At 67.7% G+C, this 21,553-nt stretch carries 19 protein-coding genes; 7 read left to right on the top strand and 12 right to left on the bottom strand.

Features of this window, described 5'->3' with window-relative positions; translation table 11 throughout:
• From H0B43_RS21105 to H0B43_RS21095, 3 genes are all read right to left on the bottom strand, one after another.
• Positions 1 to 705: a TetR/AcrR family transcriptional regulator gene (locus tag H0B43_RS21105; RefSeq protein ID WP_185726167.1), complete on the bottom strand. Its 705-nt coding sequence runs from the start codon at positions 703 to 705 to the stop codon at positions 1 to 3.
• A 48-nt stretch (positions 706 to 753) separates the two neighbouring features.
• Complete coding sequence (locus H0B43_RS21100) at positions 754 to 1,155, bottom strand: decarboxylase (RefSeq protein WP_185726168.1); 402 nt, start codon at positions 1,153 to 1,155, stop codon at positions 754 to 756.
• Positions 1,156 to 1,307: 152 nt separating this feature from the next.
• The gene (locus H0B43_RS21095; RefSeq protein ID WP_185726169.1) at positions 1,308 to 2,045 is read right to left on the bottom strand and encodes a dienelactone hydrolase family protein; all 738 of its coding nucleotides are present in this window, start codon (positions 2,043 to 2,045) and stop codon (positions 1,308 to 1,310) included.
• A gap of 146 nt (positions 2,046 to 2,191) precedes the next feature.
• Between H0B43_RS21095 and H0B43_RS21090 the strand changes: the two genes are divergently transcribed.
• The gene (locus H0B43_RS21090; RefSeq protein WP_185726170.1) at positions 2,192 to 2,563 is read left to right on the top strand and encodes a hypothetical protein; all 372 of its coding nucleotides are present in this window, start codon (positions 2,192 to 2,194) and stop codon (positions 2,561 to 2,563) included.
• 5 nt (positions 2,564 to 2,568) lie between these two features.
• Here H0B43_RS21090 and H0B43_RS21085 read toward each other — a convergent pair whose 3' ends face one another.
• Entirely contained in the window at positions 2,569 to 3,618 is a 1,050-nt protein-coding gene (locus H0B43_RS21085) for a LacI family DNA-binding transcriptional regulator (protein WP_185726171.1), read from the bottom strand.
• Between the two features lie 88 nt (positions 3,619 to 3,706).
• Between H0B43_RS21085 and H0B43_RS21080 the strand changes: the two genes are divergently transcribed.
• Together H0B43_RS21080 and H0B43_RS21075 are read left to right on the top strand one after the other, a co-directional pair.
• The gene (locus tag H0B43_RS21080; RefSeq protein WP_312033682.1) at positions 3,707 to 5,236 is read left to right on the top strand and encodes a cytosine permease; all 1,530 of its coding nucleotides are present in this window, start codon (positions 3,707 to 3,709) and stop codon (positions 5,234 to 5,236) included.
• A 36-nt stretch (positions 5,237 to 5,272) separates the two neighbouring features.
• Positions 5,273 to 6,382 carry a C45 family peptidase gene (locus H0B43_RS21075; RefSeq protein ID WP_185726172.1) on the top strand — a complete coding sequence of 370 codons (1,110 nt, stop codon included), beginning with the start codon at positions 5,273 to 5,275 and terminating at the stop codon, positions 6,380 to 6,382.
• Positions 6,383 to 6,397: 15 nt separating this feature from the next.
• On the opposite strand, the gene H0B43_RS21070 is transcribed toward H0B43_RS21075, so the two are convergent.
• From H0B43_RS21070 to H0B43_RS21040, 7 genes are all read right to left on the bottom strand, one after another.
• Complete coding sequence (locus tag H0B43_RS21070) at positions 6,398 to 7,165, bottom strand: VOC family protein (RefSeq protein ID WP_185726173.1); 768 nt, start codon at positions 7,163 to 7,165, stop codon at positions 6,398 to 6,400.
• Between the two features lie 228 nt (positions 7,166 to 7,393).
• Entirely contained in the window at positions 7,394 to 8,158 is a 765-nt protein-coding gene (locus tag H0B43_RS21065; protein WP_185726174.1) for an IclR family transcriptional regulator, read from the bottom strand.
• Positions 8,159 to 8,214: 56 nt separating this feature from the next.
• Positions 8,215 to 9,210: a cyclase family protein gene (locus H0B43_RS21060; protein ID WP_185726175.1), complete on the bottom strand. Its 996-nt coding sequence runs from the start codon at positions 9,208 to 9,210 to the stop codon at positions 8,215 to 8,217.
• Positions 9,207 to 9,482 (bottom strand): hypothetical protein, encoded by a 276-nt coding sequence (locus H0B43_RS21055; protein ID WP_185726176.1) that lies wholly within the window; start codon positions 9,480 to 9,482, stop codon positions 9,207 to 9,209. Before H0B43_RS21055 ends, H0B43_RS21060 begins: the two co-directional genes overlap by 4 nt.
• A gap of 20 nt (positions 9,483 to 9,502) precedes the next feature.
• On the bottom strand, positions 9,503 to 10,840 hold the full coding sequence (locus tag H0B43_RS21050) for a TRAP transporter large permease subunit (protein ID WP_185726177.1): 1,338 nt from the start codon (positions 10,838 to 10,840) through the stop codon (positions 9,503 to 9,505).
• Positions 10,837 to 12,198, bottom strand: coding sequence for an NAD(P)-binding domain-containing protein (locus H0B43_RS21045; RefSeq protein ID WP_185726178.1), 1,362 nt, complete (start codon positions 12,196 to 12,198; stop codon positions 10,837 to 10,839). The genes H0B43_RS21050 and H0B43_RS21045 overlap by 4 nt, the downstream gene beginning before the upstream one ends.
• Positions 12,199 to 12,790: 592 nt before the next feature.
• Positions 12,791 to 14,182 (bottom strand): MFS transporter, encoded by a 1,392-nt coding sequence (locus tag H0B43_RS21040; RefSeq protein WP_185726179.1) that lies wholly within the window; start codon positions 14,180 to 14,182, stop codon positions 12,791 to 12,793.
• Between the two features lie 718 nt (positions 14,183 to 14,900).
• On the opposite strand from H0B43_RS21040, the gene kdgD reads away from it, so the two are divergent.
• From kdgD to H0B43_RS21020, 4 genes are all read left to right on the top strand, one after another.
• Positions 14,901 to 15,815 carry a 5-dehydro-4-deoxyglucarate dehydratase gene (gene kdgD / locus H0B43_RS21035; protein WP_185726180.1) on the top strand — a complete coding sequence of 305 codons (915 nt, stop codon included), beginning with the start codon at positions 14,901 to 14,903 and terminating at the stop codon, positions 15,813 to 15,815.
• Positions 15,812 to 17,419 (top strand): aldehyde dehydrogenase (NADP(+)), encoded by a 1,608-nt coding sequence (locus tag H0B43_RS21030; RefSeq protein ID WP_213016033.1) that lies wholly within the window; start codon positions 15,812 to 15,814, stop codon positions 17,417 to 17,419. The genes kdgD and H0B43_RS21030 overlap by 4 nt, the downstream gene beginning before the upstream one ends.
• 54 nt (positions 17,420 to 17,473) lie before the next feature.
• Positions 17,474 to 18,682, top strand: a complete 1,209-nt coding sequence (locus H0B43_RS21025) for an L-talarate/galactarate dehydratase (protein ID WP_185726182.1) — start codon at positions 17,474 to 17,476, stop codon at positions 18,680 to 18,682.
• Positions 18,683 to 18,795: 113 nt separating this feature from the next.
• Positions 18,796 to 21,138, top strand: coding sequence for an FHA domain-containing protein (locus tag H0B43_RS21020; RefSeq protein ID WP_185726183.1), 2,343 nt, complete (start codon positions 18,796 to 18,798; stop codon positions 21,136 to 21,138).
• Between the two features lie 17 nt (positions 21,139 to 21,155).
• Here the strand turns inward: H0B43_RS21020 and H0B43_RS21015 are convergent, their stop codons facing one another.
• Complete coding sequence (locus H0B43_RS21015) at positions 21,156 to 21,479, bottom strand: hypothetical protein (RefSeq protein WP_185726184.1); 324 nt, start codon at positions 21,477 to 21,479, stop codon at positions 21,156 to 21,158.
• Positions 21,480 to 21,553 lie beyond the last annotated feature (74 nt).

The raw sequence follows: 21,553 nt of genomic DNA, 5'->3' as shown, positions 1-21,553 counted from the left end.
CTAGTTCGGGGAGTCTTTGAATTCTGTGTGTGCGGCAGCCGCCTGTGCGGCACCGTCTTCGGTGGCCAGGTACGCCTCGAGCGTCGACGAATCCGGGAGCAGGCCTTCGGTGTACATCTCGAGGGCGGGCAGCGTGACGTCGGTGGCGAGGTCGCGGATAGCCGTCGCGTAGTCGAGCGGACTTTCCTTGTCGGCGCGCATCTGCAGATAGAGAAGCAGCGCGCCGACGTTGTAGAGGGTGAGATAACGTGCCCGCGCCTGCGGGTTGCGGCTGGCCCGCACACGCCCCGCCGCCACTCCCACTTCGAGGTACTCCGCGGTGTCTTCGACCATGTGCTCGAAGAGCGATTCGCCGAGACCGCCGCCGGCCTGGAAACTACGCACGATGTACGCGACGAGCGGCGCGTACTGCTCGATGTCGGCGAGGGCCTGCATGGCTCCGGCCGGTCCGGGCGTCGAGATCGCCTCCGCCTTCTGCTCGCGGATGATCCGCAGGACGTGCTGGTCACATTCGGAGCGCAGACCGTCCTTCGAACCGAAGTGGTGGATCACCAGGCCCGGCGACACCCCGGCGGCGGTGGCGATCGCCCGCACTCCGGTACTGAAACCGTGATCGCCGAACACCGTGATCGCCGCGTCGCGCACTCGGGCGCGGGTGGTCAGGTCGGGTTGCGGGGTCTCGGAACCAGCACGGGTTGAACGCATGTTTAATACCCTAAACACGCGTTCAACCAGTACGCAAGGGGTGTGGCGTCAAGATCTCGTCAAGGCCGAGACACCGGCGCCGGTGCCCGCGAAAACGACCGTCGGGCGGGGGTATCGGTTGCGGGCGCAGGCTTCGTCCAGACCGTCGTCGACGGCGTCGCGGATGCCGGTGGGATCTGCATCCAGCAGCATCAATTCGGTCAGGATCACGCCGTAATCGCGCCGCACCTGTTCCATCAGGCCGATCACGTCGTCGACACGGCCGGCGACGGACTGCGGATCATCGGACCCGGACGAGACACTGCAGCGGAACCCAACCAACCGCAGCCGTGGCTGGTCCATCACCGCACGCACCGCGTCCTCGATGCCCGGGCCCATCTCGGACACGTCGAGCACCGTGTTCTCGCGCGCCTGTTCGTGAACGAACGGGTGCGGCAGATGCATCGTCATCGGAACCTCCTCGATCCGGTGGGATCCCCGGGTCGAACAACGCGGGGGATCAGTTCCAGATCTACCCCCGCCCAGCGGGGCTGCAGCCGATCTTGACGCCGAAATGACTCCCCCGCCCGCAATCCTGACGCGGTTTTGGCGGGTATCGCCCTTCAGTCGGGGCCGCCGAGTTTGTCGGCGAAGAACGCCAGCACCCGCTCGACACCCTCCTGCCGCCGGTGCGCGGTCAGCGTCGAGTGCTCCGCGCCCGGAAACTCCACCGCGATGAAGTTGTCGCCGAACTCGCGGCGCAGCGTCTCGAAGCGATTGCCCACCAGACCGTCCTCCCGAAACCGCAGGCCAAGGACCTGGCAGCCGGCGTTCACCTTCGCGCGCACCACGTCCAGGTCTGCGGGGCTGAGCCCGAGGTCCCGTCTACGCGTCTCGCCGACCGGAAACGGGGCGGACGGCTGCGCCAGCACGGGCGCCACCACCGGGGCGTCGACCATCATCGCCAACGCATAGCCACCCGTGAAGCACATTCCGACCGCACCGACTCCGATGCCACCGAGTTCCTCGTGCAGATCGCGCGCCAGCGACCGCAACCACACCGCCACCGGTGCCGTCCTGCCGAGCGCCAGTTTCGTGAACTCCCGGCTCACGCAGACCTGCGCCAGCGAACTGACGGTGCTGAGCGTGCCGTACCCCCGCTCCGGCTTCCCGAACAGGGAGGGCATCACCACGGTGTGCCCTCGGGCGACGACCTCCTCCGCGAATCCGATCACCTCCGGCGTCACACCCGGCACTTCGTGGATCACGATGACGCCCGGCCCACGCCCCCTGCGGTAGGTCGAGTGTGTGATCCCACCGACCGTGTGACAGCCCGGTGTCCACCCGTCCAAAAGCCTCATGACACAAGAACGTACTGGACCGATCACGGATCTCCCGCTCTGCCGACGACACGACCGTGGGTTTCATTCGCCTGCGTTCCCCGCGCCGCCTGTGCAAGTACGGTACGAATCGGCACAATCCGGACAACCGAGGAAAGGGCACATCCATGCGCAACCTTCGACGGATGGCAGTGGCGGGGGCCATGATCGCGGGCGTGACGGCTGCGGGAGTCGCGACGGCGTCCGCTGCGCCGTTCGGCTCCCTCGGTGGCGGGCCGGATCTCGCGATCACGCAGGCGAATGCCCAGGGTGTCAGTGCGTGCGCCGTGCGGGTCACGAACGTGGGCGACGGCACGGCCACGGGGGTGACCGTCCACACCCCGCTCACGTACGCACCCCAGGACCTCGGCCCCCTCGCCCCCGGCGAATCGGCGATCGCCCAGTACTTCGATTGCGGAATCTTTCCCAGCATCAATTACTTCGTCACCGCGAACGGTGAGACCAACTGGGCGAACAACTTCCTGCGCATCGACGTCTGAGGGGATCAGGGTCGCGGCACCGCGCCTTCCGTCGCTTCCCGAGTGGACTGCCGGACGACGAGGCGGCCGTGCAGTGGTCCGGGCGGCACCGGCCGGCTCTGTTCGTCGAGCCGATTGGTCAGCACCGTGACTGCCACCCGGGCAAGGAGTTCGGGTTGTAGGTCCACCGAGGTGATGGGCGGCGTCGCCGACCGCGTGTGTTCCGAGTCCGATCCGCCGACGATCTGCACGTCGCCGGGGACGGCGAGTCCGCGCTCGCGGACCCGGGCGAGCACCCCGGCGGCGTGGCGCCCCGTCAGGCAGTACACCGCATCCGGCGGGTCGGTGCGGTCGAACAGTTCGTCCGCGGCCTCGCGCCCGCCGGCCTCCCCGTCGGTCTCCGGCCGGACCGCGACCAGTTCTGCCTGATCGCGCTCCGCCGCCCACGCCCGGTACGCCGCCTCGGCGCCGAGATTCCATGAGTTCGCATCGGTTCCGACGACGAGGGCGACCCTGCTGGCGCCGCACTCCTCGAGGTGCCGAAGCACACGCCCTGTCATGGCCTCGGTCTCGGTGTCGAGCCACTCCGGGTAGTCGACGCGGGCCGGATCCCGCCCGACGGACAGGAACGGCACACCCTCGTCGAGCAGCATCTCGATCAGCGGATCGTCCACGACGGGTTCGGTGATCAGGAACCCGTCACAGGCCAGGGCAGCGGCGGGCGACTCCTCCCGCGTCGGATCGGATACCAGCATCAGCCCGTAGCCGAGTTCCATCGCGGCCAGGGCCGCCGACCCGGCGAAGCGCAGAAAGTAGTCGACGCCCTCGGGAAGAAACGAGTCGAGCGTTTCCAACGGGCGGAGAACGAGGGCGATCACGCCGAGCCGGTTGCTCCGCAGACTCCGCGCCACCACGTCCGGCCGGTAGCCGAGCGATTTCGCCGCCACCCGGACCCGCTCACGCGTCGCGGTCGCGACGACCCCCTTCCCGCTGAACGTATGCGAGACCGTTGTCGCCGACACGCCTGCCCGGCGTGCGACGTCGTGGATCGTGGGTCGCGGGCGCCTGTCCGTCACCCACCTAGGGTATCAACCCGTACCAGCACCAAATCGATTTGAATTATGATCTGAGACGCTATTGTCCAAATCGATTTGGTTCCGTACGGTGACCGGCATCACGCAGGTCTACGGCACGCACCCGTGGCCCGCTCCCCCGCCCGATCATCCGGAGGACCTCATGGCACCCACCACCGCGAACTCCCGAACGGAGTCGCCCGAGACAGGGTCACCCAATACCGGGTCGACTGCCGATCTGGCCGGCCGTGTGGAATCGCACGGCATCGACGTCATCCCCGACAGCGAACGGCACGGTCGTGCCCGGGACCTGTTCGCGGTGTGGGCCGCGCCCAACGTCAGCTATCTGGCCCTCGTGGTCGGCGGCGCACTGATCCTGATGGGCCTGACGTTGTGGCAGGCCCTGGCCGTGATCGTGGCCGGCAATCTGTTCTCGGTCCTCACCGGCATCGTCGCCGCGAGCGGCCCGGCGTCGGGGACTCCCAGCGAGGTGATCACGCGGGCAATATTCGGCATCCGGGGCAACCGGGTGAACATCCTCGTGACCAGTTGGTTCATCAGCGTCTGCTATCTGGCGCTGAACTGGGCTGCTGCGTCGTATACCGCGTTCAGCCTGGTCGGGAGGTTGGGCATCGAGGTCACCACCCCGGTCCAGATCGGGGTGATCCTGGCGGTCGCCGCGATCACCCTGGTCATCAGCGTGTATGGGCACGCCACGATCGTGCGGCTCTACCAACCACTGGCGGTCACCCTGACCCTGGTGTTCGTGGTGATGGCCGGATTCGTGCTGGCCGAGACGAACTGGAGCTACCGGCCCGAATCGGCGCTGCACGGCATCGATCTGTGGGCGACCGCGCTCGCCGGTCTGACGATCGTGGCGTCCGCCCCGCTCTCCTACACCAACAGCGCGGACTTCTCCCGCTATCTGCCGCGCACCACGTCCCCCGTCGCGGTCGCGGCGTGGACGGCGCTCGGCGCCTTCGTCCCCAGCGTGCTGTTCACCGGACTCGGCGCGCTGGCCGGAACCGCTCTCGACATGACCGACCCCCAGGCCGCCCTCGAGACGATCGTGCCGCCGTGGTTCACGCCGATCTTTCTGATCGCCGTCATCTTCGGCACCATCGCGAACAATGCCATGACGGCATACAGTTCCGGCCTGGCTCTGCAGTCGGTCGGGCTTCGCCTGCGCCGGTCGCGCAGCGTCCTTCTCGACGGCTCGATCGGTGTGGCCCTGACGCTGTACGCGCTACTCGTCTCCAACTTCCTCGACACCGTCAACAACATGATGCAACTCGTCGTCACCGTCATGGGGCCCGTGATGGCCGTCTACGTCGCCGACGTCCTGTGGCGACGCAACCGCTACGACGGCCCCGGTCTCAGCGACGAAACCCGCACCAGCCCGTACTGGTTCACCGGCGGAATCAACTGGGCAGGAACGATCGCCGTGTTCGCAGGCATCGCGGCGGCCGGCCTGTGCGTCGACGCCGAGATCTACACCGGAGTGATCGCCCGCGCCGTCGGCGTGGACCTGTCCCTGCCGGTCGGCCTGCTCGTCAGCGCCGGCCTCTACATCGCCCTGATGGGGATGTACCGCACCCGCACTCCACTCGTAACCCGCTGAACTGCAGCCCCGTTCGCTCCACCTTGTGAGGACACCATGACCGACACCCACCCCACCCGCGCGCACGTCCGAGTCGACGACACCCGCCCCCACGAACGCGGCCTCGCCCGTGGCGAGCAGCTGCGCGACACCCTGCCCGAGTCCCTCGCGCTGTACCTCCGGCTGTTCGACACGGTCGGGGTGAGTGAGCACCGGGTCCGCGACGGCGCGCACCGCCTCGCGGACGTCGTGGCCGAATGGAATCCCCGGTACACCGAGGAGATCGGGGGCGTCGCGGCAGGCGCCGGGCTCGAGGCCTGGCAGGTGATGGCACTGAACGGCAGAACCGAGATCCTGGCCCAGGCGAACGGGACCCGCCCCGGCGAGTGCTCCACCCTCGCCTACACCGGCACCGGACCCGTGCACGCACCGTTCGGTGTCCAAACCTGGGACTGGCACCAGGAATTGGACCCGTACTGGCACACCCATGAGGTCTCCGGAACGCGGCATTCGTTCGTCGGGCTGACCGAGCACGGCATCCTCGGCAAGATCGGGATGAACAGCGCGGGCCTCGGGGTCTTCTTCAACATCCTCGGCCACCGCGACGACGCACCGTCGGGGGTCCCGGTCCACCTCCTGTCCGCGGCGGCGCTGGGCGAGGCGGGCAGCGTCGACGAGGCGCTCGACCTGCTGCGCTCGGCGCCCGTTGCGACGTCGGGCGCGCTGACCCTGCTCGACGCAAACTCGGTCGTGTGCGCGGAGGTGAGCCCGGCCGGGATTGCGACGTTACGCCCGACCGAGCGGTTCCTGGCGCACACCAACCACTTTCTCGACCCGGCCAATGCCGAACGCGAGAAGCGTGGCCTGTACGAACCGGACTCGCAGGATCGCTATGGTCTCATCGCCTCCCGGGTGCGCCGGTACGCCGAGCCGACCGAGGCCGATCACCTCGTCGAGTATCTGTACTCCGATCCGGGTCAGCCGCAGCTGTGCTGTGTCCCCGCCCCGGACGCGGCCTTCGGGCAGCGATGGGCCACCCTGGCGACCGTTCTGCTCGAGCCCGGGCGCCGACGCGTCCGTGTTCTCGCCGGCACCCCGATCGATGCACGCCGGCGACCATGGATCACTCTCGACGCCACGGAATCCGCGGACGTCACGGGCAGGTAGCCGAATCGGCGCGTGTCACCCGGCCAGCGGGGAACCCACCGTGAATTTCGCACCGAACGGATCGGTGACCTCCGCGGTCCGCCCGTACGGCATGTCCGCCGGGTCGTCCGCGGTTCCCCCGCCGGCGCGCGCGGCGGCCACGGCCGCGTCGGCGTCGGCGACCTGGAACAGCGTCCCCCAGGACGACGACGGCGCGTCCGGGGCGCCGATGATGCCACCGATTTCGTGCCCGTCCGGACGACGGAGGAATGTGAAGTCCATGCCGGGTAGGTCGTCGTTCCCGTCCAGCGTGAAGTCGAACACCGCGGTGTAGTAGTCGCGCGCCGGTCCGGGGCTCGCGGTCACCAAGTCGTTGCGCAGCAGCGTGTTCGGCTCGTTCACGAGCTCGCACCCGACGTGCGCCCGGCCTTGCCACAGGCCGAACTGGGCACCGGCAGGATCGCGGACCATCGCCATCCGGCCCTGGTCGGCGATGTCCATGGGCTCCATCAGCAGCGTGCCGCCGGCGTCGGTGGATCGGGCGAGAGTGGCGTCGACGTCATCCGTGGCCAGGTAGACGTTCCACCAGAAGTCGGTGGCGTTCTCGTCGGCATTCGGCATCAGCGCGGCGACCTTCTTACCGCCGAGCAGACACATCGTGTATCGCCCGAATTCTTCGGGGCCCACATCGAACTCCCACCCGAAGACCCCACCGTAGAAGCTCATCGCGCGGTCGAGGTCGGGGATACCCAAGTCGATCCAGGTGGGCGTTCCGAGAGGTTGGTTCGTGGTGACGGCACTCATCGCTACTCCTCAGCTGTCGGGTACGGATCCGACGCTAGACCCTGGCACCGACATCCGGGTTGACGAATCGGGAAGCCGTGCCGATAGCCCTCCCCACACCAGGCGCACAACACACAGGAGGCAATCATGGGATCGACCGACTCGGCCGCGCACATCGGCACGTGGCTTCAGCAGGGAATGCCGGCCGATGATTCTCTGGCGATTGCCGGCGGTTCCCGTCGCCCGTGACTACCCCGCGACGGGAACCCGAGCGCCCAGACTGGTTGCAGCGCGGCGCACTTCGGGGATCAAGTGCTCGATCTGCGCGTCGGTGAGGGCGTCCACGGGCCCGGTCACACCGATGACCGCGACGAGGGTGCCGTCGGAGGCATGGACGGGGGCGGTGACTGAGGCGATGCCGAAGAGGCGTTCGCTGACCGAGACCGCGAACCCGTCGCTGCGAATCTTGTCGAGTTGGGCGAGCAGGTCGGCTTTGGAGATCGATGCCCCACCGGCGAGGGTGATGTCGCCGGCGGGGGCCAGGATCGCGTCGATCTCACCGGCATCCATTTCGGCGAGAATTGTCTTGCCGGCACCGCCGAGGTAGAGGGGCAGCCGTTCGCCGACCGGAAGAATGTAGTTGAGGGGGTTGTCGCTTTCCACCCGGCCGATCAGGACTCGTGAGGTTTCGACCCGCACGTACATCGACGCGGTGAATCCGGTGCTCGCTGCGAGTTGCTGCAGCGTGGGCTGGGCGAGGACGCTGAGCGGGTTGGTCACCATGAACGCATGCGCGACCGCGAGTGCGGCCGGGCCTGCGGTGTAGGTGTCGCCGATCCGGGCGGCGTATCCGCGTTCGAGGAGGACACCGAGTATCCGTTGCACCGTCGCGACGTGGAGGCCGGAGTGCCGGGCTACCTCACTGAGCCGCAGCGGTTGCTTTGCTTCCTGGAGGACGCCGAGCACGTCGAATGCGCGGTCCAGGGATCGCATGTTGCTGGTCGGCGTCGTCATCCGTCCTCCTCGATTCGCCCTACTTTCGATCAAACTTATCATCCTGCGATAAGGGATCAGCGGACGGCGGTGGCGTTACACGGCGAACCAACCCCTCCGACGAAGTTCAATGGTTTGACGGTGACCAGGGCGTCCCAGGTGTGAGTACGGCGGCTGTCCTCGACGAGAGCGGTGAGGTTCCAGAGCTCGCCGAGGGGGACGCCGAGTTTGCCGATCAGCTCTTGGTGCATCATGCCCGCATCCTCCGGCGCGGACTCCGTGAACGGGCTGCAAGGGAGGACGGGGAGCACTTCGACGGCGAAGGTGTCGGTGGCGAAGAGCGCGATCTTGTTGTCCCACAGCCACTGCGGAAACTCACGACTCTGCGCGAACCCAGTGGACCGCCGGCCCGTGCGCACCTCGTCGCGTTCCTCGTCGGAGGCGCCGAGGTACCAATTCGCCCACCCCGTGTGGACGAGGACGAGGTCGCCCTCGCGAATCTCGCAGCCCTGCCGGGTCAGCGCGGCGTCGAGATCCGCGGCGTCGATCGCCGGACCCTGGTGGTGATCGAGTGGTCGGCCACGCTCCGCGAACAGGCCGTCGAGGTCGATCAGCACTCCGCGACCGACGATCGGGTCCTGCGACCAGGCCTGAATCCCGAGCGGCGGGGTGCCCGCGACGATCTCGCCGTCGGGTACACCGTCGTAGAACCCGTGCCCGGACACCCGTCGGTGGCGAAGGCCGTCGAGATGGCTGCTGGCCTGTAGATAGAAGCCGTCCAGCAGATCGTCGCGGGATTCGGCGTGCGCCGAGACGATGGTGTGTTTCGGCGCGGTACGCGACCGTGCCATCGGCGGGTCGAATGCTCCGAGCGGGTAGTCGAGGGCGAATGCCGCACCGCGCTCGACCAACGCTGCGGCTTCGCGCACCTGCCGGGGGCCGGCGAAGTTCGCCGTCCCCCGGTCCGGGTCGTCGAACACTCCCCAACTCGATCCGGCGGGGGCGCCGTCGGTGCGGGCGCACAGATCGGCGTAGGTGGCGTCGGCGTCGATCTCGCTCACCGACGTGGTCATCCGACGTGCTCGGCGGTGCGGGCGGGAGAGTCCTCGTTTCCGAGGGCGTCCTCCTCTCCGCCGTGGTGGAAGTACGACAGGACGAAGGCGAGCAGTCCCGCGACACCGGCGGCGCCGTATGCGTAGGGAGCGAGCAGTTCCTCGACGTGGGTGACGACGCGGCCGTCGCCGAGGATCAGGCCGGCACTCTGACCGAGCACGATCGCCAGCCCGCCGAGCAGGAACACCACGACGCTGATGCGGAAGAGGGTGGAGAAGCTTTTCTGGAACATGACGTGTCCTGTCGGGGTTGTCAGACGGGAAGGAGACCGAGGGCGATGAGCACTCCGATGCCGAGGATGGGGATGCAGTAGTACTTGAGCAGGGGCATGAAGATCTTCGACGGGTCGATCCGGGCGATGCCGGAGGCAACGTAGATCGGGGCGCCCGAGGGCGGGGAGGCTCCTTCGGTGGACGCGAACACCAGCACCGCGGCGGCTGCGATCGGTGCGGCGATGCCGGTGCCGACCAGCGCGGCGACGGCGACGGGGCCGACAGAGGCCATGGTGGCCGACGCCGTCAGCGGGATCGCGATGATGACGATGATGAGGCCGACGAGGATCGCCATCAGCCAGGACGGAGCGCTCAGGCTCTCCAGCATGGCGGTCAGCTGCTGCGGCAACTTCAGCTTGGCCAGCACCGCCGAAGCGGAGAACGCCGCGACGATGGTGATGCCGATGACGCCGAACTGAGGTGCGGCGTCGCCGAGGACCTTCCACCAGCCGGTGGTGGTGTTGGGCAGGTGCCGGCGGCCGAGGAAGAGGACCAGCACGATCATCAGAACCGGGATCCAGGTGATCAGGCTCAGGGCGCTCGACATCACCAGGTCGGTGTAGTGCGCGAGGGGTGCAGCGATCGGACCGCGGGTGAGCAGCAACGGGACCAGGATCGGGACGAACAGCAACAGCGACGTCCACCCGACGCGCAGGCTCCGCTTGACCGGGATGCGGTCCTCAGGCGCGATCGGCTGCAGGCCGTTCTTGCGGACCAGGTAGTAGCTCAGCACCAGCCGGTATCCGAGGCACCAGAGGCCGGCGAGCGCCAACGGGACGATGATGTCGTCGGCGGCCATCATGCCGGTGACGGTGCTGGATCCGACCAGGATGAACATAGTGGCGCTGAACGGGAAGGTCACGCCCATGCCCGCGCAGCCCGCGACGACCGTGGCGGACAATTCGCCACTGACTCCGGAACGTTTCATCCACGGTACGGTCACCGAGCCGACCGCGGCGGTGACCGACGCGCCGACGTGGGCGATCGCACCGAACATGCCTCCCGCGACAGTCGAGGTGTAGATCGGCCCGCCGCGCAGTCGTCCGAGGAACGAGTTGAGGATGTCGATGAGCCGGTCCAGCACAGGAGTTTTCGCGAGGATGAAACTCATGAAGATGAACGCCAGCCCGGCGAACGTCACCTCCTCCTGCATCGAGTCGACGAACCCCTCCCACATGTACTTCGGGGCGTCGCGACCGGCGAATGCACCGACTACGACGAACCCGACGATCATCGCCTCACCGATGTTGCGTTTGAGGACCGCGTTCCAGAAGACGATGGAGGTGATGAACGCGAGGAGCGCCCATATGGCGATCATGACGCGACCTTGCGTGCGGCGATGATGGCAGCGCGACGCTGCGCCTCGTCGGCTTCGACGGCCCGGCCACCGGCCAGGCTGGTGAACGCTTCGGCGGCCGGGACGATGATGACACCGTCGTCGTCGGCGACAACGAGGTCTCCGGGGGCGCAGACCACACCGCCGACCGCGACAGGGACATCGATCTTGCCGGGGCCGTCCTTGTAGGGACCGGAGGGATTGACGGCGCGGGCCCACACTCCGAAGCCGATTTCCTGCAGGACGTCGATGTCGCGGGCGGCGCCGTCGATCACCATGCCCACGCAACCGCGGGAGCGGGCGCGCTCGGCGATCAGCTCGCCCATCAGCGCGCGGTTCTGGTCACCCTGTCCGTTGATGACGATCACCTCACCCGGCTGCACCTTCGCCAGCGCCTCGTGCAGCGCCTTGTTGTCGCCGGCGCGTGTCCACACCGTACGGGCACGGCCGACGATCCGTGCGCCCTTCCACATCGCATGAATACCCGAATCGACCATGCCCATGCGCTGGCGTGCGTCCCCGATGTTCGCCACCGGAAGACCGGCGTAGGCCTCGAACAACTCCACGATGTCCCGGCCGTTCGCATCGGCGAGGGCGGCGTGCACCCTCGCAGTCGCGGATGCAAGGACGGGGCGAACACCCAAGTTGTCGAGAAGCTCCACCGAGGCGGCCGCCTCCACCGAGCGGCGGCCGGCGTGCTTACGGGTGCCGTCACGCAGTCGGTCGAGGGAGGAAAAACTACCGGCGAGCTCGTTCGCGATCTGTTGACGTACCCACTGCTCGGCATCCGCGGCCTTGCCGGCATCCACCGATTCGACGATCAGGGCGCCGAGACCCTTCATGAACGTGCTGCGCAACAGCTTCCGGTTCGACGCATCTCCCGGTGCACCGCCGATGTCCTCGACCGAAGCACCCAGGCTTTCGAAGAAGCCGGTGGCGACCGCGGACCCGCTCCCGCTGATCACCAGATTGGTGCGGACCCCGTGCGCGGGCACCGACCCGACCACCGCGACGTCGGCGAACACCGCACCGACCCTCTCGACGACGGTGGCGACCTCGTTCTTGACCTCGGCCGATGCGGCGTTCATGTCCGCGTAGCAGGCACCTTCCGCCAGATGCGGGGCGGCGTCGGTCGCCGCGCGCAGGGCCACCTTCGCACTGGTCAGACTCAGCACGAGTTCCGCGCCGCGGACAGCGTCGGCGACGTCGTCGAAGCGGAGGACTCCCGCCGGCGTGGCGGTGTCGGCCGGGTCGAACCCGGTCACCTCCCAGCCCTTCGCAAGGAATCCCGACGAGTACAGACTTCCGGCCTCACCCAGACCGAGAACGGCAACCTTCATGATTTCCTCTCATACTGTGATAACCTCTATCACATGATGCTGTAATGGTGGTCACACAAGGGAGGGGATGTCAAGCGCGATTTCAGCGACGGCCGATCGAACAGCGACTCGTCGCCGGAAGGAGGAAGCGGTCGGCGGTGCCGACGACGAGCGTTCATCACCTGCGGGGCAACAGGATTCAGCCCGCGCAGCGGCCGTGGTCGGTACCGGTCACCGCAGCAGCCGAACACACCACGACCCGGGGCCGCACGACTCCCGACCCCGCGAAATTCCGTTGCTGCCGGTGGGGGCGTTCCGGATATTCCGTTGGCGGACCTCTGGGAAGGACGAGCGCAATCATCCGTGCCGCTCGGGATGCGGCCGACATGCGCCGCAGATTGGTTGCGGCGGCGCTCGAAATGGATGCGGCGTCGGACAACTCCGCGCAGACGCAGCGGCGCGCCGTCGTCGCCGCTCGGCCGTCACCGCGAGCTGTGCCGACCCGGGCGCCCTCCCCACGGCATCGGCGACAACCGATACATCGACGGCGGCTACCGATCCAACGAAAATGCCGATCTGGCAGCCGGATACGGGCGGGTACTGGGGGGTACAGTCAGGCGCGCTTCGCGGCGCGCCTGCTGTCGGCGCGGGCCTGCATTTCGGCGAGGTCGAGGCGCTTGATCGGTCCGACGACGAAGACGTAGACGACGACCGTCAGCAAGGCGCAGGCCCCGACGTAGACGAGGGCGAGTTCGAACGAGCCGTAGCTGTCGACGATGTAGCCGATGACGATCGGGGTGGTGATGCTGGCTACCGATCCGAAGGTGTTGAAGACTCCGCCGCCGAGGCCGGAGATCTCCTTCGGGGAGATGTCGGCCATGACGGCCCAGCCCAGCGCGCCGAGGCCCTTGCCGAAGAAGGACACGCACATCAGGGCGACGACGACCCAGGAGGCTTCGACGAAGTTGCAGCCGATGATCGCGGTGGCGAGCAGCAGACCGACGATGATCGGGGTCTTGCGGGCCCGGGTCAGCGACCAGCCCAGGCGCAGCAGCGCATCCGAGATCAGGCCGCCACTGATGCCACCGACGAATCCACAGATCGCGGGTAGGACGGCGATGAAACCCGCCTCGAGGATGCTCATCCCGCGTTCCTGGACGAGATAGACCGGGAACCAGGTCAGGAAGAACCAGGTGATGGTGGTGATGAAGAACTGGCCGACGAACACACCGAGCGACATCCGGTTGGTGAGCAGCAACTTCATGTAGCGAAGTTGATCCGACCCGGCTTGCTTCTTCTGGCCGGGTTCGTCCATGTCGACGAGTGCGCCGCCGGCCTCGAGGTAGTCGAATTCGGGCTGCTTCAGACGGGGATGCCTGCGGGGGCTGTAGATGACCTTCATCCAGACCAGGCCGAGCACGATACCGACGCCGCCGATGACGGTGAACACGTGCTCCCACCCGAGGGCGGTGACGAGCCAGCCCATGATCGGTGCGAAGACGACAGTCGAGAAGTACTGGGCCGAATTGAAGATCGCGGCCGCGGTTCCGCGCTCCTTCGTCGGAAACCAGGCCGACACGATTCGCGAGTTGCCGGGGAACGCCGGGGCCTCCGACAATCCGACCAGGAAACGGAGGAGGAAGAGGAGTCCGACCGCGGTTCCCATGCTGAAGTTGCCGAGGAACCCCTGCATAACGGTGAACGTCGACCAGAGCAGGATCGCACCACCGTAGACCCGCTTCGAACCGTAGCGGTCGAGGAGCCAGCCGCCGGGGATCTGCCCGATCAGATACGACCAGCCGAACGCGGAGAAGATGTATCCGAGGGCAACCGAGCTGATTCCGAACTCGTCCTGAATCGCGTCACCGGCGATCGAAATCGTCGCGCGGTCGGCGTAGTTGATCACCGTGACCGCGAAGATCATCGCCAGAATCGTGTACCGGACCTTCCCGGTCTTCGACGTCGAGGCGAGGGTCGATTCCTCGACCGACCGGCTGGTGGTCATCACGGAGGCTCCTTCGAAGAACTGAGATTCTACGCGGGCGAACGGACGGTGTCGTGAGTCACATTCGCGAGCTCAGCCGAATCTACACACGCCCACGAATGCGCGTCCAAGCCGACTTTTGCATCCTGCGATACCGAACAGGTATCGGACCGGCGGGCACTCGAGTACGCGACACCGTCGAAATACATCTTGCTCGCCGATTCGGGTACCAGGGCGACGCCCCTGCCGAGGTTCACCAGCGCCGGCATGGTGTGGAATTGATGCACGTACTGCACGACCACCGGCGCGACCGAGGCCTCGTGGAACACCGACGACAGCAGCTCGCAGAAGTACCGCGATTCGCTGGACGCTGCCGCCGGTGAAGCCGACGCGGAGGATGCCCGAGCGACCCTGCGACGTCTTGCGCACCGACAACGCGGCGCGCTCGGACAGTTGGGGGAGCCGTCGCGCATCCTCCATGAACGCTTCTCCAGCGGGTGTCAGAGTGACTGCGCGGCTGGACGTGTCGAGCATTTGCACCTCGAGGTATTTCTCCAACAGTTGATCTGCCGGCTCGAGGGCGGCTGCGTCATGTGAAGGCGCTCGGCGGGGAGAACATCGATACCTTCCTTGTATCAGATGATCCATAAGAAGTGTTGGACCTGAACGGTACCGAGTTCGTAGCGTTGTGAATCAGTGCACACCACGGGCACGATTGTCGACAGGAGACCGCAACATCATGACCACCGCCTCGCCTCAGGAGATCGCCCACAAGCTCGGTTCCGGTCTGCTGTCGTTCCCGGTGTCGCACCTGCGCGCGGACGGTTCGTTCGACGAGGCCGCCTACCGCGAGAACATCGCGTGGCTCGGACAGTTCGACGCTTCCGGGTTGTTCGCCGCCGGCGGCACCGGGGAATTCTTCTCGCTCACCCCGCCCGAGGTCGAGCAGGTCGTCACCGCGGCGGTGCAGGAGGCACCCGACGGTCTGCCGGTGATCGCCCCCGCCGGGTACGGCACCGCGACCGCCGTCGAGATGGCCAGGTCCGCGGAACGCGCAGGCGCGCACGGCATCCTGCTGCTCCCGCCGTATCTGACCGAGGCCAGCCAGGACGGATTGGTCGCGCACGTCAAGCAGGTGTGCGCCGCCACCGACCTCGGGGTCACCATCTACTCCCGCGCCAACGCCGTCTACACCGAGTCGGCCGTCGCCGAACTCGTCGAGAGCTGCCCGAATCTCGTCGGATTCAAGGACGGCGTCGGCAACATCGAGCAGATGACGCGGATCTACGCGGGCATCGGCGACCGCCTCACCTACATCGGCGGCCTCCCGACCGCGGAGATGTTCGCGCTGCCGTACCTGGCGCTGGGTGTCACCACGTACTCGTCGGCGATCTACAACTTCGTTCCCCAGTTCGCGCTCGACTTCTACAACGCCCTGCGACGCGGCGACACCGCATTCGTCATCTCGGCGCTGAACGACTTCGTGATCCCGTACTGCAATTTGCGCAACCGCAAGTCCGGGTACGCGGTGAGCATCGTCAAGGCCGGTATGAAGGCCGTCGGCCGCCCCGCCGGCCCCGTCCGCAGCCCACTCACCGACCTCGACGACGTCGAGCTCGCGGAATTGGCCGACCTGATCAAGAAGGTGAACTGACCGTGACCGCCGCACACACCGTCGAACTCACCGGAGCCAACCTGATCGGCTTCGGCGACGTCTCCGACGCGGAAGGCCCGTTCCAGGCGACGAACCCGGCCACGGGAGAGGCGATCGCGCCCGTCTACCACGAGGCCGACAGCGCCACCGTGGACCGCGCGGCCGCGCTCGCCTGGGAGGCGTTCGGAACCTATCGGCACACGACCCCCACGCAGCGGGCCGCGTTCCTCGACACCATCGCGGCCGAGATCGAAGGCCTCGGCGCGGTGTTGATCGAGCGCGTCACCGCCGAAACGGGCATCCCCGCCGCACGCGTGCAGGGCGAGCTGGCCCGCACCACCGGTCAGCTGCGGATGTTCGCCGCCGTGGTGCGCGAAGGCAGCTGGACGCAGGCGCGCCTGGACACCCCCGATCCCGACCGGGCGCCGATTCCCAAGCCGGACCTGCGCCAGCGTGCGGTACCGCTCGGCCCGGTGGCCGTGTTCTCCGCCAGCAACTTCCCGCTCGCGTTCTCCGTCGCCGGCGGCGACACCGCGTCAGCGCTGGCTGCCGGTGCGCCCGTGATCGTCAAGGCGCACTCCGCTCACCCCGGCACCTCGGAGTTGGTCGGCCGCGCCATCCGGGCCGCGGTGCGCGCACACGACCTTCCGGAAGGGACCTTCTCCCTGATCTTCGGCGCCGGGCAGACCGTCGGCATCGCCTTGGTCACGGACCCGCGGATCCGCGCGGTCGGATTCACCGGCTCCCAGCAGGGCGGGGTTGCGTTGACCGCGGCCGCCGCGGCCCGCCCCGTGCCGATCCCCGTCTACGCGGAGATGTCGAGCATCAACCCGGTCTTCGTGCTCCCCGGCGCACTCGACGACCGCGCCGACGCGCTCGGCGCCGAATTCATCGCCTCGATGACCACCGGCGTCGGGCAGTTGTGCACCAGTCCGGGTGTCGTCTTCCTCGTCGACGCCCCGGGTGCCGGCGACTTCGTCCGGGCCGCCGCCGACGCCGTCACGGCTGCGGCACCCGCACCGATGCTCTACTCCGGTATCGCGTCGTCGTTCGCCGACGGTGTCGCGCGCCTGGAGGCGAACGAGAACATCACAACGGCGGCCCGCGCCGACGCCGACGCGTCGATCGCCTGCGGCGCGGTGCCGCAGCTGTTCGTCACCACCGCCGATCAGTTCCTCGACGATCAGCACCTGCAGGAGGAGGTCTTCGGACCGGCATCGGTGATCGTGCGTGTCGAGGACGCCGGTCAGCTGCCGGAACTCATCGACCGGCTCGAAGGACAGCTCACCGCGACCGTGCACGCGGCGGAGTCCGACTACCAGGCCGCCGGCGCCCTGGTCGACCGGCTCGAGCTGATCGCAGGCCGGGTTCTGTTCAACGGCTGGCCGACCGGCGTCGAGGTCGGGCACGCGATCGTGCACGGCGGGCCGTTCCCCGCCACCTCGGCGCCGTCGACCACCTCGGTCGGCAGCCGCGCGATCGAACGTTTCCTGCGCCCGGTCGCGTATCAGAACGCCCCCGAGGAACTGCTCGCCCCGGAATTGCGGACCCACAATCCCCTCGGAATCTGGCGGCGCGTCGACGGCGCCCTGCAACAGAGCTGACCGGACAACTCGCCCATCTCACCCGGCAACGACGCCACCCCCGAAGGAGTACCGATGTCCACCAATACCTTTGCCACGCGGCCGACCAGCGCCCTGGCGGCCCCTGACGCCGCGATCAAGGCCCTCGCTGCCGGTGAGGCCACCGTCGACCGCATCGAGTCGATCGCCCTGTCGTCGATCACCCTTCCGCTGAAGACCCCGATCAGCGACGCGAAGGTGCTCACCGGCCGCCAGAAGCCCATGACCGAGGTCGCGTTCCTGTTCGCCGAGATCCGCACCGAGCAGGGTCACGAAGGCATCGGATTCAGCTACTCGAAGCGCGCCGGCGGCCCCGCGCAGTACGCCCACGCCCAGGAAATCGCCCCGGTCCTGATCGGTGAGGACCCCAACGACATCGGCAAGATCTGGACCAAGCTCGTCTGGGCCGGCGCGTCCGTCGGCCGCAGCGGTGTGGCCACCCAGGCCATCGCGGCGATCGACATCGCACTGTGGGACCTCAAGGCGAAACGTGCCGGTCTGCCGATCGCCAAGCTCCTCGGTTCGCACCGCGACTCGGTGCAGACCTACAACACGTCCGGCGGCTTCCTGCACACCCCGATCGAGCAGGTCCTCGAGAACGCGTCGAGGTCGCTGGCCGACGGCATCGGCGGCATCAAGATCAAGGTCGGGCAGCCGGACTGGAAGCAGGACGTCGCCCGCCTGGAGAAGGTGCGCGAGCACCTCGGCGACGACGTGCCGCTGATGGTCGACGCGAACCAGCAGTGGGACCGTCCCACCGCCATGCGGATGGGCCGGATCTTCGACAAGTTCAACCTCGTCTGGATCGAGGAACCGCTCGACGCCTACGACGCCGAAGGGCACGCGCACCTCGCCCGCAGCCTCGACACCTCGATCGCGACCGGTGAAATGCTCGCCAGCGTCGGTGAGCATGTTCGGTTGATCGAAGCCGGCGCCGTCGACATCATCCAGCCCGATGCCCCCCGCATCGGTGGTATCACCCAGTTCCTGAAGCTGGCCACGCTGGCCGAGCAGAAGCATCTGCAACTCGCACCCCACTTCGCGATGGAGATCCACCTGCATCTCGCGGCCGTCTACCCCACCGAGCCCTGGGTCGAGCACTTCGACTGGCTGGACCCGTTGTTCGACGAGCACCTCGAGATCCGGGACGGCCGGATGCATCTGTCCAACCGGCCGGGGCTGGGTTTTACCCTCAGCGACCAGGCCCGTGCCTGGACGATCGGGACCGCCTCCTTCGGAAAATAGGGCGCTCGATTACGGGTTTGCGGCCGCTCGTTCCGTCCGCGAGCGTGGGGTGCGCGTGAGACGATAGGAGTTCGACACCCCTACGCCCGAAGACGCTGACGGAGGCCGAGGCGATGGACGATCGGGCCGGCAATGGGCACCCGCGGGTGATGATCGAGACCGACCACGGCCACGGGAGCTACGACGCGGGCGAGACCATCCGCATCGGCCGCGATCCGGACAGTGAGATCACGATCGACGATCCCGTGGTGTCACGCGAGCACGCACGCCTGAATTGGGACGACGGATGGCAGCTCGTCGATTCGGACAGCAAGAACGGGATCTTCGTCGGCGGTGAGCGGCGGGAGCGGGTCCGCGTCGACAACCCCGTCGTCGTCCGTCTCGGGGACCGCGCCGACGGCCCCGTCGTGCGGATCTCCGTCGAGGATCCCGAGGCCACGCGGCAGGCCGGGCAGGGCTGGGATCAGCCGACGATCAGTGTGGGCGCCGACCGGGTCACGGCCCGTCCCCCCACCCCCGATCGTCCGCTGCCCGCCGGGTCCCTGACGATAGGGCGCGCCCCGGACAACGACATCGTCGTCCGGGACGTGCTCGCCTCACGACGGCACGCCACCCTCCACACCGGGGCGTCCGGCCTCGAGATCGAAGACCTCGGCAGCGTCAACGGCACGTTCGTCGGCGGGGCCCGGGTGTCCCGCGCGCCGCTGAGCGACGGCGACGTCGTCACCATCGGCAACACCGACCTCACCGTTCAGGACGGACGGCTCGCCCTGCGGCCAGCGGTAGCGGAGACCGTCGGCGGTCTGCGCGTGGACGGCGTCGGACTCACCATCGACGGCGGGCGGCGACTGCTCGAGGACGTCACCTTCACCGTCCCGCTCGGAAGCCTGACCGCGGTGATCGGTCCCTCGGGCGCCGGGAAGACCACCCTCGCGACCATCATCTCCGGCTCGGAAAGTCCGACGGACGGCGTGGTCGAGTTCGAGGGTCGCAGCGTGCACGCCGAGTACCAGGTGCTGCGGTCCCGAATCGGGATGGTGCCCCAGGACGACCTCGTGCACCGGCAGCTGACCATCCGGCAGGCACTCGGCTACGCCGCCGAACTGAGGCTGCCGCCCGACAGCAGCCGGGACGACCGCGACGAAGTGATTGCGTCGGTGCTCGACGAACTCCAGCTCACCGAACACGCGGACACGCGCGTCGACCGCCTGTCCGGCGGGCAGCGCAAACGCGCGTCGGTGGCATTGGAATTGCTCACCGGCCCTTCCCTTCTGATCCTCGACGAACCCACCTCGGGTCTCGACCCGGCGCTCGACCGGCAGATCATGGCGACGTTGCGCCGGCTCGCGGACTCCGGCCGCGTCATCGTCATCGTCACGCATTCGCTGTCGTATGTGGAGATGTGTGATCAGATCCTGCTTCTCGCCCCGGGCGGAAAGACCGCCTATGTGGGGCCGCCGGACCAGATCGGGGCGGTGCTCGGAAGCTCCGACTGGGCAGACATCTTCGCCCGCGTCGCATCCGAACCGGATGAGGTGTTCGCCGAATACCGCGCGCGCCGTCCCGCGGGCGAGCCGCCTCCGCCGAGTACACCGGGGCCGTTGGGGCGTCCCGCGCACACCTCGCGGTCGAAGCAACTGAGTACCGTCGCCCGGCGCCAACTCCGGCTGATTCGCGCGGACCGGGGCTATCTGATCTTTCTGTCGCTGCTGCCCTTCGTGCTCGGCGGACTGTCCGTCCTGGTGCCCGGCGACACCGGTTTCGGGCCGGCGGACGACGAATCCGGCGAACTCACCCAGATCCTCGTCGTGCTGATTCTCGGCGCCGCATTCATGGGTTGCTCGCTGACGATCCGCGACCTCGTCGGCGAGCGGATGATCTACCACCGCGAACGCGCCGCCGGACTGCTGCCGTCCGCGTACCTGACGGCGAAGATCGTCGTGTTCTGTGCCGCGGCGATCGTGCAGTCGGTGGTCATGATGATCGTCGTCTACATCGGCAAGGGCCTTCCCGGACACGGAACCGTGATCCCCTCGGGTGCAGTCGAATTGATCGTGGACATCGCCGTCACCACCTGCTCCTGCGTCCTCGTCGGCATGGCGCTGTCGTCGGTGGCACGTTCCAACGAGCAGGTGATGCCGATGCTCGTGATCGTGATCATGGTCCAGTTGGTGATGTGCGGAGGATTGATCAGCATCACCGGACGCAAAGTGCTCGAACAACTGGCCTGGTTGTTCCCTTCCCGGTGGGGATTCGCGGCCGCCGCCTCGACGGTCGACCTGCGGACGAACGTCCCCGGCACCGAACCCGACACACTGTGGCAGCACACCCCCTCGTGGTGGCTGCTCAGCATCTCGATGCTCGTGCTGATCGCCCTCGTACTGGCTGCCTTCACCTATAGCCGACTCCGCCTACGCCGTTCGCGTCGCAGGACGCGCGCGCCGGCGTCCCGGTGAGGCGGTCACCGCGGCTGTCAGTGGGCGTTCCCGGACGGGAAGTGGACGGACCCGTCGCTGCCCACACATCCGCCCTGCATCGGTCCGCTGCCGAAGTAGGTACCGTTCATTTGACCGGTACCGCCGGGAGTATTCGATCCGACTCCCACGCCGGCGACACCGAGGGCCCCGCACGCGTACCCGTTGGGGTCTTCCGGTGGACTCGTGACGTGAAGCTGTGTGCCGGGCGTGTTCGGGTCGCCGTGAATAATCGGCGCAGCAGACGCGACGCCCGAACCGGCCGCGGCGAGCGCCCCGATGGCGGCGGCCGTGATCGCTACTCGCGAAACAAACGTGTTCATTCGATGTCACCCTCGATCTCCTAGTGGCCGCCTCCCACAGGTCGCCGGTTCTCGGAAGCGGCATGATGACCTGC

The sequence above is a fragment of the Rhodococcus sp. 4CII genome, assembly GCF_014256275.1.
Taxonomy (GTDB): domain Bacteria; phylum Actinomycetota; class Actinomycetes; order Mycobacteriales; family Mycobacteriaceae; genus Rhodococcus_F; species Rhodococcus_F wratislaviensis_A.
This window is presented reverse-complemented; position numbering and strand designations above follow the sequence as displayed.

Coding starts and splice junctions, on each gene's coding strand:
- H0B43_RS21105 (WP_185726167.1), bottom strand. CDS start 705: ATGCGTTCAACCCGTGCTGGTTCCGAGACCCCGCAACCCGACCTGACC.
- H0B43_RS21100 (WP_185726168.1), bottom strand. CDS start 1,155: ATGACGATGCATCTGCCGCACCCGTTCGTTCACGAACAGGCGCGCGAG.
- H0B43_RS21095 (WP_185726169.1), bottom strand. CDS start 2,045: ATGAGGCTTTTGGACGGGTGGACACCGGGCTGTCACACGGTCGGTGGG.
- H0B43_RS21090 (WP_185726170.1), top strand. CDS start 2,192: ATGCGCAACCTTCGACGGATGGCAGTGGCGGGGGCCATGATCGCGGGC.
- H0B43_RS21075 (WP_185726172.1), top strand. CDS start 5,273: ATGACCGACACCCACCCCACCCGCGCGCACGTCCGAGTCGACGACACC.
- H0B43_RS21070 (WP_185726173.1), bottom strand. CDS start 7,165: ATGAGTGCCGTCACCACGAACCAACCTCTCGGAACGCCCACCTGGATC.
- H0B43_RS21065 (WP_185726174.1), bottom strand. CDS start 8,158: ATGACGACGCCGACCAGCAACATGCGATCCCTGGACCGCGCATTCGAC.
- H0B43_RS21060 (WP_185726175.1), bottom strand. CDS start 9,210: ATGACCACGTCGGTGAGCGAGATCGACGCCGACGCCACCTACGCCGAT.
- H0B43_RS21055 (WP_185726176.1), bottom strand. CDS start 9,482: ATGTTCCAGAAAAGCTTCTCCACCCTCTTCCGCATCAGCGTCGTGGTG.
- H0B43_RS21050 (WP_185726177.1), bottom strand. CDS start 10,840: ATGATCGCCATATGGGCGCTCCTCGCGTTCATCACCTCCATCGTCTTC.
- H0B43_RS21045 (WP_185726178.1), bottom strand. CDS start 12,198: ATGAAGGTTGCCGTTCTCGGTCTGGGTGAGGCCGGAAGTCTGTACTCG.
- H0B43_RS21040 (WP_185726179.1), bottom strand. CDS start 14,182: ATGACCACCAGCCGGTCGGTCGAGGAATCGACCCTCGCCTCGACGTCG.
- kdgD (WP_185726180.1), top strand. CDS start 14,901: ATGACCACCGCCTCGCCTCAGGAGATCGCCCACAAGCTCGGTTCCGGT.
- H0B43_RS21025 (WP_185726182.1), top strand. CDS start 17,474: ATGTCCACCAATACCTTTGCCACGCGGCCGACCAGCGCCCTGGCGGCC.
- H0B43_RS21020 (WP_185726183.1), top strand. CDS start 18,796: ATGGACGATCGGGCCGGCAATGGGCACCCGCGGGTGATGATCGAGACC.
- H0B43_RS21015 (WP_185726184.1), bottom strand. CDS start 21,479: ATGAACACGTTTGTTTCGCGAGTAGCGATCACGGCCGCCGCCATCGGG.